Here is a 12,600-nt window from a genome sequence, read left to right as displayed (position 1 = left end):
AATTTGGTTTTCTTTTAGCTATTTTTCAGAAGATCTTTGGCCCAATTTGATAGGCTTAACTAAGTTTATGTTGGATGAACAGAGAAGGTGATGAGACTTCTAAAAAATATGCTTACACTTTGTTATATTATCTGCAAATGTTTATGTTCTTTTGAAAACATTTGTGATACCATCAGCGGTAACTAAAGTTGCAGTAGCACGACGGCATCGACAGAAATAGGCGAAGTGACGACAACAGATACTTCATATCAAGATGACAATATCTCTATCATCATTACGACAGGAAACACAAGCAATACAACGTATTATGTAGCAGATATTACACTTTCTAGTACAGATTATTTAAAAACAGCGTTAGCGCAGGACACTTTGGGAACGAATATTACAGAAACCACGTCTAGTATAGCTTCAAGTAAAAATGCATTTTTGCCATTAACGGTGACTATTACAGCGCTAATACGTCAGGTTATGTGATTAAAAACGGTGTGATATATCGTAGTACCAATCGACAATCTGATTATGATGATTTAGCTATCTATTCAGATGGTAGTTTTGGAACGTTACGACAGTAGTGTTGTCAATACCTTTACTGTTAGTCCACCCTTTATTTAAATGGTTTAATTGCTGTTTCTGAATCTGAAGAAGTTAGATAAGCTATGGCAGAAAATCCACGAATACTAAACGAACATACGGTGAATCTTCCATTTTCATGCGATTAATGTTTCTAGCGCCTTTAGCAGGAGTGGTGGCATCATTTTTATCAGGTCTTAATTTGACTTCTACCGAAGGTGCTATTCATTCCGATAATAATAACGAAGATACTTCTTTAAGAAATATCTACACTCAATATTGATGGTGGAATAATTAATATCACCAAACAATCAGCCTTATCAGTGCAACAATCCAAGGCTTACTAAATACAAATCTTGTTTTCAACCGAAGTAATCTACTTTTGACCTTGATTGTTCGGTATTTCTTATTAGTAACTGTCCTTTTGACTTGTAATTAGTTTATTAAAAGTTCTGATTAGTACTGGGATTGGTTTAATACTCTCAAAACTCTTTTACCGAGACAATCATATATTAGCCTAAGTTATCGTATTTAACGAAAAGTTGTTTTTAATTAATTTAAAACTATTGTTGTAAATTTCATAAACACAAAAAACGAACATTGATATTTACAAAAGGAAATAATGTGCGTTTTTGAAAAAGTATGTTATAATATTTTTATTAATCATTAACTAACCAGAGGAGAATCCCGTGAAATCTGATATCGAAATTGCACAAAGTGTCGCACTCAAACCAATCACAGAAGTTGTTGAAAAAGTCGGTATTACATTTGATGATATTGAACTTTATGGCAAATACAAAGCTAAATTGTCTTTCGATAAAATCAAATCTATCCAAGAAAACAAACCAGGTAAATTGGTTCTTGTAACAGCGATTAACCCAACACCGGCAGGTGAAGGAAAATCAACAATGTCAATCGGTCTTGCTGATGCTTTAAATAAAATCGGCAGAAAAACTATGCTTGCTTTGCGTGAACCATCTCTTGGTCCTGTCATGGGAATCAAAGGTGGAGCAGCAGGTGGTGGTTACGCCCAAGTTCTTCCAATGGAAGATATTAATCTCCACTTTACAGGTGATATGCATGCGATTACGACGGCAAACAATGCCCTTTCAGCAATTATCGATAATCACCTTCATCAAGGAAACGAGCTTGGCATTGACCAACGTCGTATTATTTGGAAACGTGTTGTTGACCTCAATGACCGCGCCCTTCGTCATGTCACAATTGGTCTTGGCAGCCCTGTTAATGGTATTCCACGTGAAGACGGTTTTGACATCACTGTTGCCTCAGAAATCATGGCAATCTTGTGCTTAGCAACTGATATCAACGATTTGAAAGAACGTTTGGCAAATATCGTGGTTGCTTACCGTTATGACCGTACACCAGTTTACGTTCGTGATCTTAAAGTCGAAGGTGCTTTGACACTTATCCTTAAAGACGCTATCAAACCAAACCTTGTTCAAACGATCTACGGAACACCAGCTTTTGTTCACGGCGGACCATTTGCTAACATTGCTCATGGTTGTAACTCAGTTCTTGCAACAGCAACAGCGCTTCGCTTAGCTGATTACACAATCACAGAAGCAGGGTTTGGTGCTGACCTTGGTGCTGAAAAATTCCTTGATATCAAAACACCAAATCTTCCAACAACACCAGATGCGGTTGTTATTGTTGCTACAATTCGTGCCCTTAAAATGCATGGTGGCGTAGCTAAAACAGACCTTGGTGAAGAAAATGTTGAAGCAGTTCGTGCTGGATTTGCTAACCTTAAACGTCACGTTGAAAATGTTCGTAAATTTGGCGTACCAGCAGTCGTAGCAATCAATGAATTTGTCGCAGATACTGAAGCTGAAATTGCTGTGCTTAAAGAACTTTGCGCTGAAATCGACGTTCCAGTAGAACTTACTAGCGTTTGGGCAAATGGTGCTGACGGTGGTATCGACCTTGCCAATGCTGTTGTTAATGCTGTTGAAAATGGTAATGCCGATTACAAACGTCTTTATTCAGATGAAGATTCTCTTGAAGAAAAAGTTACTAAGATTGTGACTGAAATCTATGGCGGTGACAAAGTTATCTTTGGAAAGAAAGCCAAAACACAATTGAAACAATTTGCCCAATTCGGCTGGGATAAATTGCCAGTTTGTATGGCTAAAACACAATACAGCTTCTCTGATAACCAAGCACTCCTCGGAGCACCAGAAGATTTTGATATCACAATCCGCGAATTTGTACCAAAAACTGGTGCAGGCTTCATCGTCGCTCTCACAGGTGATGTGATGACAATGCCTGGTTTACCTAAAAAACCAGCTGCACTTAACATGGACGTCGCTGAAGACGGCACAGCTATCGGATTGTTCTAAAATTGAAAACAAAAAAGATTGGTAGCGTTAGGCACCAATCTTTTTGTTTTCAGTAAACTATTCTAAAGGTAGTTTTTAACAAGAATACTTACTCCCAAAATAATTAGAACTAAAGGAACAAGAATCTGTTGATAGCATGTTATTTTTTTCTAACATAAGAAATATTTGCTATATGGTGTCCTATATAACACCACAAATAAATCATGCCAGCGAAGATAATTAAAGTAGTGAAAAAATCAACTAAGTCATATTGGCTAAATACAGGAATATATACTCCAATATTATCTGCTCCGTTTGCCTTCGTTTTTTCTTTGTTATGATAATCAAACCAAGCCTTTCTTCCAAGAATTATTGGAAGAAATCCTAACAATCCTACATATTGTGGTGGAAAAAGCTGTGTTCCTAATGCACCTAAAATGTTTATCGCAACCAAACACCCAATTCCAGCATACTGTCCGAGAACGACTTATTTTAATCCATGGCGCGTTGTTACCTCTGCATACAAAATTAATACAAAGATATCATCGATATTTGTACCAACAAAAGACAGAATAGCTGTTAAAATCGTTGTTAACATATTGCTCCTCCTATACCATTTATAAGTTCGGTACATTATATCACGACTCAGAAGCCTCTTCGATAGTTCAAAGTTATAAAAACATCTTTCAAAATATGATATAATGGTTAGCAAGAACAGACGAACATGGAGGTTATGATTATCGAAAATAAAAATAAAAACAAAGATAAAGCTATGCGCTTGTTGGATAAGAGCCGACGTAGTTTTCTTCGAGGGATTTTTAGTCGAACAACCGTTATTTCTGTTCTCTTGATACTGCAACTGTTTTTCTTGATAGCTTCATTTGCTTGGGTTGATCAATACCGCATTTGGATGGAAATTATCGAGCGCGCTTTGGCTATTACAGCTGTTTTGTATTTGGTAAATAGTGAGATGGATGCTCTCTCGCGTGTCACATGGCTGATTTTGGTTATGATCGCGCCATTATTGGGGTCGCTTTTTCTCATTTACACCAAACGTGATTGGGGGTATCGCGGACTCAAGCAACGAATGAACGAATTGGTTGATAGTAGTGCTAAATATTTGCCAGACAATCAAGAGATTTTGAAAGTTTTAAAAGGTAACACATCAACAACCTATCATTTGGTACAATATTTTGACCGCAGTCGTGGAAATTTCCCAGCTTATCAAAATACAGAGGTCACTTATTTTCCGATTGGTGAAGCTTTTTTTGAAGAATTAAAAAAACAGCTACTGAAAGCCGAAAAGTACATTTTTATGGAATTTTTCATCATCGCTGAAGGAATTATGTGGGGTGAAATTCTTAGTATTCTCGAGCAAAAAGTGAAAGAAGGTGTCGAAGTCCGTGTTCTTTATGACGGTATGATTGAATTTTCAACCTTGTCTTTTGACTATACACAACGTCTGAAAAAACTAGGAATTCAAGCTAAAGCATTTTCACCAATTTCACCATTTATCTCGACTTATTATAATTACCGTGACCACCGAAAAATCATTGTTATCGACGGTAAAGTCGGCTTCACAGGTGGTGTGAATTTGGCAGATGAATACATTAATAAATTAGAACGTTTTGGTCATTGGAAAGATACTGCAATCATGCTTGAGGGCGAAGCTGTTAACAGTTTTGTCGTGCTTTTCTTGCAAATGTGGTCTGTAACCGAAAAAGAATTGGTTGTTGAGCCTTATCTGGTTGAACATGAGAAATCAAGGCGTGCCAACGGCTATGTCATTCCTTACGGGGACTCTCCTTTAGATATCGACAAAATAGGAGAAAATGTTTATATTGATATCCTCAACCACGCCAGAGACTACGTTTATATCATGACACCTTATCTTATTTTGGATAGTGAAATGGAGCATGCTATCTGTTTTGCGGCTGAACGTGGTGTAGATGTCCGAATTATTATGCCAGGAATCCCTGACAAACCAATTCCATATGCTCTAGCCAAGACTTATTTCAGTAAACTCATGCGCTCTGGTGTTAAAATTTATCTTTATAAACCAGGTTTTGTTCATGCTAAAGTCTTTATTAGCGATGATAGCAAAGCTGTCGTTGGGACAATTAACCTTGATTACCGCAGTTTGTATCACCATTTTGAATGTGCTACCTATATGTACAAAGTCGATGCCATTCAGGATATTTATAAGGACTGTTTGCAAACCTTAAAAGACTGCAAACGCGTTACCCCTGAAATGGTTAATAATCGCCCAGCATACGAAAAAATCATTGGACTCCTTGTCAAAACCATCGCACCGTTGATGTGAGAGTAGCTCTTTGCAAATCTTACTATCTGTGATATACTAGTTGCATGCGATGAGCCGAATTAACTCAACTTGAGAGTTTATTTGCGCAGAGGAGGTCATTCTAGTTCGACTAGAAACGCAGGAGCGGACTTTGACAATTTGTGTGAACCTTTTTGTCACACTCATTTGAGTGCCTCGTTTCCCTACTTTTTGGTAGGGATTTTTTTGTTGTCAAAATATTTTTAAAATTAAGTAAAATTCAGTCTTTTCTTTTACCTCAAAAAATTGTATAATGTATCTACTATAATTTTTTAGAAAATTGAGAATAGTACACTATTTTCCAGGAAGAGGTATTGAAATGGGCTATACAGTCGCTGTCGTTGGTGCCACAGGCGCCGTTGGAACTCGCATGATTCAACAATTAGAACAATCAACACTCCCTATTGACAAAGTACGTCTTTTGTCATCTTCACGTTCTGCTGGAAAAGTATTGAAGTATAAGGGACAAGATGTTACTGTTGAATTGACAACCGAGGATTCATTTGAAGGCGTTGATATTGCTCTTTTCTCTGCAGGTGGTTCTGTGTCAGCAAAATTCGCTCCATATGCTGTTAAAGCAGGAGCAGTTGTTGTCGATAACACATCATATTTCCGTCAAAATCCAGATGTGCCACTTGTCGTACCTGAAGTCAATGCTCACGCCTTGGATGCTCACAACGGTATCATTGCTTGTCCAAACTGCTCAACTATCCAAATGATGGTTGCTTTGGAACCTGTCCGCCAAAAATGGGGCTTGAGCCGTATTATCGTCTCAACATACCAAGCCGTATCTGGTGCAGGTCAATCAGCTATTAACGAAACTATTCGTGAAATCAAAGAAGTAGTCAATGACGGTGCTGAACCAAAAGATGTTCACGCTGATATTTTGCCATGCGGTGGTGATAAGAAACACTTCCCAATCGCATTTAACGCTCTTGCGCAAATTGATGTCTTTACTGACAATGACTACACTTACGAAGAAATGAAAATGACAAACGAAACGAAGAAAATCATGGAAGAACCAGACCTTCCAGTTTCTGCAACTTGTGTTCGTGTGCCAGTTCTTTTCTCTCATTCCGAATCTGTTTATATCGAAACAAAAGAAGTAGCACCAATTGAAGAAGTTAAAGCGGCAATCGCTGCCTTCCCAGGAGCTGTCCTTGAAGATGATGTTGCTAACCAACTTTACCCACAAGCTGCTAATGCTGTTGGCAAACGCGAAACATTCGTTGGTCGTATCCGTAAAGACTTAGATGTTGAAAATGGTATCCATATGTGGGTTGTTTCAGATAACCTCCTTAAAGGTGCAGCATGGAATTCTGTTCAAATTGCTGAAACTCTCCATGAACGTGGTCTTGTACACCCAACTAAAGAACTTAAATTTGAACTCAAATAATCATAAATAACTCAAGCCAGTTTCCTAGGAGACTGGTCTTTGAGCATATTTACTGTAAACCAATTCCTAAATCTCACACAATTAACAGAATAGGAGATTACTATGACTATTGAAGATTTAAGAAATGTAAAAATCATCACTGCGATGATTACCCCATTTAATGCCGACGGCTCAATTAATTTTGATGCTCTGCCAAAACTTGTTGAACATTTGCTTGCTCACCACACTGATGGAATCTTGTTAGCAGGAACAACTGCTGAAAGTCCAACACTAACCCACGATGAAGAATTAGAGCTCTTTGCTGCTGTTCAAAAAATCGTTAATGGTCGCGTACCGTTAATTGCTGGTGTTGGTACAAATGACACACGCGATTCTATCGAATTTGCGCGCGAAGTAGCTGCATTTGGTGGCTTTGCTGCTGGTCTTGCTATTGTTCCCTATTATAACAAACCGTCTCAAGAAGGTATGTATCAACATTTTAAAGCAATTGCCGATGCGAGCGAGCTTCCAATTATCATTTATAATATTCCTGGTCGTGTTGTTGTTGAAATGACACCAGAAACCATGTTGCGTTTGGCTGAACACCCAAATATTATTGGTGTGAAAGAATGTACAAGCCTTGCTAATATGGCTTACCTTATCGAGCACAAGCCTGATGATTTCTTGATTTATACAGGTGAGGATGGCGACGCTTTCCATGCGATGAATCTTGGGGCTGACGGTGTTATTTCTGTTGCCTCTCACGTTAACGGTGACGAAATGCACGAAATGCTTACAGCGATTGAAAACAGCGATATTAAAAAAGCAGCAGCTATCCAACGTCAATTCATTCCGAAAGTCAATGCATTGTTCTCTTATCCTAGTCCTGCACCAGTCAAAGCGGTGTTGAATTACCTTGGATTTGAAACTGGTCCATTGCGTTTACCATTGGTATCATGCCCACCAGAAGATGCAAAACGCATTATTGACGTTGTCATTGACGGTGATGTTGAAGCTACCAAAGAAACAGTCACAGGTGTTTTACGTCCAGATTATTAATGTAAACATAAAAATCCTCAGAAAGCTAAATTTCTGGGGATTCTTTGCATTATCAGAACTCATAATATTAGATTATTTTGCAATAATATTTAGCGTTTCTGATAAATGAATATCATTTGGAATTTGGATAAAACGCTTTTGAGGAGTTGTCAGATAACTATTTTCTAAATAATTGATTTTATTGGTAAATTTGAGTTCTCCTAAATGTCTATCTTGTGGCAATTCAATCAGAAGGTGCTGGAGAGATGCGCTGTAATGCTGAATATTTGGAAATTGTGAGAGAAGCACGGTCGTTTTAGCAACTTGTTCATGAAATACCTGACTCAGATAATTCAGATTTTTTTCAAACATGCCACTATCCAAATAGAGAGACAAGGCTTTTTGCATAATGAGATTGGTGTCATAGTCAATCATTTTTTTGTATTCCAGAAAAGTCTGCATTAGTGGCTGAGGAAGCACAATTGTCCCAAGACGCAAAGCTGGAAAAATGGTCATTGAAAATGATTTTAGGTAGATAACATGACCTGACGTATCATAATAATGCAGGGGCAAATCCGTTGATTTCGTGAAATCTCCCATGTAATCATCTTCGATGATGTAAACGTCATATTTTTGAGCTAATTCTACAATTTTTTGCTTTTCAATTGCGGTATAAGATAGCCCGAGTGGGTTTGAAAAACGTGAAATCGTGTAGAAAAACTTGATGTCTTGCGTTTTAAACAATCGTTCTAATGTCGTCAAATCAATGCCGTTAAAGTCACGCTCAATCGTCTGGTAAGGAAGATTTTGTGAAGTCACTAAATCAATCATACGGTGATAAGTCGGCTGTTCTAAGAGAATCGTTGTCTTTTTATTTGGAAATGAAACTTGTGAAAGAATATAAAGCGCTTGTTGGGTTCCTGAAGTGACTAAAATATCGTTTTCCTTAGCGTAAATAGCCCCTTTTTCCAAGTAGTTTTTTAAGGATAGAATTAATTCTTGCAACCCTTGTTGTTGATAGTAATAGTTAAAAAGGTAATTTTCACGATTAACTAACGTTTCTGTCAAACACGTCGTGAAATCCTCGTACGCCATGTTATTATATTCTGTCAAACTCAAATTAAGTGGCTCTTCTTTTTGGCTTTTGCCTTCAAGAACATAATAACCACTTTTGTTAACAGCATAGATATAATTTTTAAATTTGAGTTCCAAAAGTGCCCGTTGTACCGTGTCTTTGCTGCAATGATAAGTTTGACTAAGGACACGAATTGAAGGGATTTTATCCCCTTTTTTTAAGATTCCAGATTCGATTTGTTCTACAATAGCCGTCATGATTTCTTGATATTTACTTGTCATAGACTGTCCCCGTACAGTTTTTAATTGTTTCTATTGTATTATAAATTGAATTTTCTTACAATATTTTTAATCTCTTAATCTAAAGATATCGCTATTTTAGAGAAAAGATTAGAAAGTTGCTTTTTATGAAGAATCCTACAAAGTCAGTTATCGTTGCCAATGATATTGTCGGTTTGGGCAAGGTCGCCTTGTCAACGGCCTTACCTGTTTTGTCAGCTTGTCAGATTGAGGTCATTCCGTTGCCAACAGTGCTTTTATCGTCGCATACAGGTGGTTTTGAAAATATTAGTATTACAAAATTGAATCAAGCGACAACAGGCTTCTTAACCCAGTGGAATACCATAAATTTTTTTGTTGATGGCTTGGTGACTGGTTATTTCAACTCTCAAGAACAATTGCATCAAATAGCAGAATTTGCTAAGCAAAGAAAACTGGCACGTTTTGTTGACCCTATCATGGCTGACAATGGGCGTTTGTATACAGGCTATCAGCAAGATTTTGTGACCGCCATGCAGCAATTTTGCCAAAATGCTGATGTCATTACGCCAAACATTACTGAAGCTTGTTTATTAGCAGATGTTCCTTATCTCGGTGAAGATTATACAAGAAAAGATATTGAAGAATTGCTTTTAAGGCTTAAAAAATTTCATAATAAGCACGTGATTTTAACGGGTGTTTCTTTCAAAGCAGGGCAAATCGGATTAGCACATTTCAATCAACAGAGCGGCAGCGTCACTTATCATATGTCTAAGGCCTATCCGCATCATTTTTTTGGAACAGGTGATTTATTATGTGCTGTTTTGGGAGCTGGTTATTTTCATGGCTTATCGTTGGATAAAACAGCAGAAGTAGCGCTTGATTTTATTGATAAAACCTTGCAATTGACTTTAGAGTTGAAACGAGATTTGAAATTAGGACTTTGTTATGAACCTTATTTGTTGGATTTAGCTATTCAAATGAAGCACTTGAAGGAGGAAAAAGAATGAAACATCTCACTACACGTCAACTTGTCGAATTAAGCTTATATGCAGCTTTAATTTTCATTAGTGTCCAATTTTTGCGTATTCCTCTTGGAGCTCAATTTGTCCATTTCGGAAATGCTTTAGTGGTTGTTGCAGTTTTACTTTACGGTTCACGATTAGGTGCGCTAGTAGCAGCTATCGGACTAGGTTTATTCGATGTGTTAAATGGATACGCTGCAGAAGTTTGGATTACCATATTAGAGTCTTTGATAGTTTGTCTGGTTCTTCATTTTGTGTTTGAAAAATTAATGCACTCTGATGATAAAAGGCGCAACGTTATTATTGTTGGGATTATTGCAGCGATAACAAAAATTATTAGTAATCTTGTCAAATACACGATTATCAATAGCGTTGTTGGTGGTCTCCAGTTTCAAGTTGCTTTCCTAGCAGCCTTGGTTAAAATCGGTGGTACATTTGGTTCAGCTCTGGTAACGATTATCTCTGTTCCAATTCTCTACCCAATTCTCAAACAAATCTTTTCACATCACGCACAACCCAAAACCATTTCTGAATGATTTTTCAAGCTCTTGAACAAGAGCTTTTTTACTTACTGAAAATCAACGTTTTCATAAAAGAAAACATTGATTTAGGCTTTAAACTCATGCTATAATTGAAAAGATTATTTGAAAATTAGGCTGCTAGCGCAGCTATTTTCAATAAAAAACGAATGAAAGTAATATAAATAATGAGTATTTTAGAAGTTAAACATTTAAGTCATGGTTTTGGTGAGCGCACGATTTTTGAGGATGTCTCATTTCGTCTGTTAAAAGGGGAGCATATCGGTCTTGTCGGAGCCAATGGTGAGGGAAAATCAACCTTTATGAGCATTGTTACTGGTCATTTGCAGCCAGATGAGGGAAAAGTAGAGTGGTCAAAATACGTAACGGCTGGTTATTTGGATCAACACACGGTTCTTGAGGCAGGAATGAGCGTGCGTGACGTTTTGCGAACAGCTTTTGATGAGCTTTTCAAGACAGAAGCACGTATCAACGAGATTTATATGTCTATGGCGGATGATGGCGCTGATATGGACGCTTTGATGGAAGAAGTAGGGGAACTACAAGACCGTCTGGAATCACGTGATTTTTACACCTTAGACGCTAAAATTGATGAAGTCGCGCGTGCCCTTGGTGTGATGGATTTTGGTATGGATTCTGATGTTACCGAACTTTCTGGTGGGCAACGTACCAAGGTGTTATTGGCAAAACTGTTGCTTGAAAAACCAGATATCTTACTTTTGGACGAACCGACTAACTACCTTGATGCCGAACACATCGAATGGTTGAAACGTTATTTACAGAATTACGAGAATGCCTTTGTCTTAATTTCACATGACATTCCATTCTTAAATGATGTTATCAATATCGTTTATCATGTGGAAAATCATGATTTGGTGCGTTATACTGGTGATTATGATAATTTCCAAGCTGTTTATGCCATGAAAAAAGCACAATTAGAAGCAGCTTATGAACGTCAACAGAAAGAAATCGCAGACTTACAAGATTTTGTTAATCGTAACAAGGCGCGTGTTGCCACACGTAATATGGCAATGTCACGTCAGAAAAAATTGGATAAGATGGAACGCATCGAGTTACAATCTGAAAAGCCGAAACCTTCTTTTGAATTTAAAGAGTCGCGTACACCAAGTCGTTTCATCTTCCAGACACAGAATTTAGAAATCGGTTATGACCACCCATTGACAAAACCACTCAATCTCACTTTTGAGCGCAATCAGAAAGTCGCTATCATTGGTGCCAATGGTATCGGTAAAACGACTTTGCTGAAAAGCTTGCTTGGTATTATTCCGCCAATTTCAGGTAGTGTTGAACGTGGCGATTACATTGAACTTGGTTATTTTGAACAAGAAGTCGTAGCAGGAAATCGTCAAACGCCGCTCGAAGCTGTTTGGGATGCCTTCCCAGCGCTCAATCAAGCAGAAGTCCGTGCAGCACTTGCACGTTGTGGATTGACTTCAAAACACATTGAAAGCCAAATTCAGGTGCTTTCAGGTGGTGAACAAGCCAAAGTTCGCTTCTGTTTATTAATGAATCGTGAAAATAACGTTCTTGTCCTTGACGAACCAACCAACCACTTGGACGTTGATGCCAAAGAAGAACTCAAACGTGCCCTAAAATCCTACAGAGGAAGCATTCTCATGGTTTGCCACGAGCCTGATTTCTACGAAGGCTGGACAGAAGTCTGGGACTTTAACAACATGATGTAAAATAAAAAAGAAATGTTGTGTCTTGAACTCTAAGAGTTAAGATAATAAATGACAATATTAAGTAAAAGATTTAGTTCTATACCACGTAGGACTAAATCTTTTTTATTAAGCTTGATAAAATATTCTACTGCTATTTTTGTTGATTCACCCCATGACTCTCTAAAAATATGGATGTTTTTAATTTCTAATAAGTTGCCCTTCTTAATTATCAGATGATTTATGCGCGTTTTTAATAAAAAAACATTATTTTTAAAGTTTTTCAAATTTTATATTGACAATTCATCTGATGAATAATAAAATATAACTAAATAAAAACGCTTTCATAAAAAGCGACA

Annotated in this window: 9 protein-coding genes and 1 pseudogene; 8 read left to right on the top strand and 2 right to left on the bottom strand. The window is 37.4% G+C overall.

All coding sequences use genetic code 11. The features are described from left to right. Positions 1–106 precede the first annotated feature (106 nt). Positions 107–650: pseudogene (locus CCC20_RS11460) on the top strand (phosphodiester glycosidase family protein); the annotation flags it as partial. Positions 651–1,259: 609 nt separating this feature from the next. Further along, on the top strand, positions 1,260–2,930 hold the full coding sequence (locus CCC20_RS00155; protein ID WP_013851841.1) for a formate--tetrahydrofolate ligase: 1,671 nt from the start codon (positions 1,260–1,262) through the stop codon (positions 2,928–2,930). A gap of 139 nt (positions 2,931–3,069) precedes the next feature. Here the strand turns inward: CCC20_RS00155 and CCC20_RS00150 are convergent, their stop codons facing one another. After that, positions 3,070–3,363, bottom strand: a complete 294-nt coding sequence (locus CCC20_RS00150) for a cadmium resistance transporter (RefSeq protein WP_048791174.1) — start codon at positions 3,361–3,363, stop codon at positions 3,070–3,072. A 279-nt stretch (positions 3,364–3,642) separates the two neighbouring features. Between CCC20_RS00150 and cls the strand changes: the two genes are divergently transcribed. The 3 genes from cls to dapA all read left to right on the top strand — a co-directional run bounded on the left by cls (position 3,643) and on the right by dapA (position 7,684). Beyond that, the gene (gene cls / locus CCC20_RS00145) at positions 3,643–5,232 is read left to right on the top strand and encodes a cardiolipin synthase (protein WP_043910179.1); all 1,590 of its coding nucleotides are present in this window, start codon (positions 3,643–3,645) and stop codon (positions 5,230–5,232) included. Positions 5,233–5,569: 337 nt separating this feature from the next. Beyond that, positions 5,570–6,646 (top strand): aspartate-semialdehyde dehydrogenase, encoded by a 1,077-nt coding sequence (locus CCC20_RS00140; RefSeq protein ID WP_003064818.1) that lies wholly within the window; start codon positions 5,570–5,572, stop codon positions 6,644–6,646. Positions 6,647–6,748: 102 nt separating this feature from the next. Then, positions 6,749–7,684, top strand: coding sequence for a 4-hydroxy-tetrahydrodipicolinate synthase (gene dapA / locus CCC20_RS00135; protein WP_003064817.1), 936 nt, complete (start codon positions 6,749–6,751; stop codon positions 7,682–7,684). 72 nt (positions 7,685–7,756) lie between these two features. On the opposite strand, the gene CCC20_RS00130 is transcribed toward dapA, so the two are convergent. Beyond that, on the bottom strand, positions 7,757–9,019 hold the full coding sequence (locus CCC20_RS00130) for an aminotransferase-like domain-containing protein (RefSeq protein WP_013851837.1): 1,263 nt from the start codon (positions 9,017–9,019) through the stop codon (positions 7,757–7,759). 125 nt (positions 9,020–9,144) lie between these two features. Here CCC20_RS00130 and CCC20_RS00125 point away from each other — a divergent pair, with 125 nt between their 5' ends. From CCC20_RS00125 to CCC20_RS00115, 3 genes are all read left to right on the top strand, one after another. Continuing rightward, a complete protein-coding gene (locus CCC20_RS00125; RefSeq protein WP_013851836.1) occupies positions 9,145–10,005 on the top strand; it encodes a pyridoxamine kinase in 861 nt (286 codons plus the stop codon). Further along, on the top strand, positions 10,002–10,556 hold the full coding sequence (locus CCC20_RS00120; RefSeq protein WP_013851835.1) for an ECF transporter S component: 555 nt from the start codon (positions 10,002–10,004) through the stop codon (positions 10,554–10,556). Before CCC20_RS00125 ends, CCC20_RS00120 begins: the two co-directional genes overlap by 4 nt. A gap of 170 nt (positions 10,557–10,726) precedes the next feature. Continuing rightward, the gene (locus tag CCC20_RS00115; RefSeq protein WP_048791171.1) at positions 10,727–12,265 is read left to right on the top strand and encodes an ABC-F family ATP-binding cassette domain-containing protein; all 1,539 of its coding nucleotides are present in this window, start codon (positions 10,727–10,729) and stop codon (positions 12,263–12,265) included. The last annotated feature ends 335 nt before the right edge of the window (positions 12,266–12,600 follow it).

Origin of the sequence: Streptococcus sp. LMAG:39 (assembly GCF_008680485.1) — a bacterium.
In the GTDB taxonomy this organism is placed as follows: domain Bacteria; phylum Bacillota; class Bacilli; order Lactobacillales; family Streptococcaceae; genus Streptococcus; species Streptococcus pasteurianus.
Note: the sequence above shows the minus strand (reverse complement) of the source record. Positions and strands in the feature narration are given on the sequence as shown.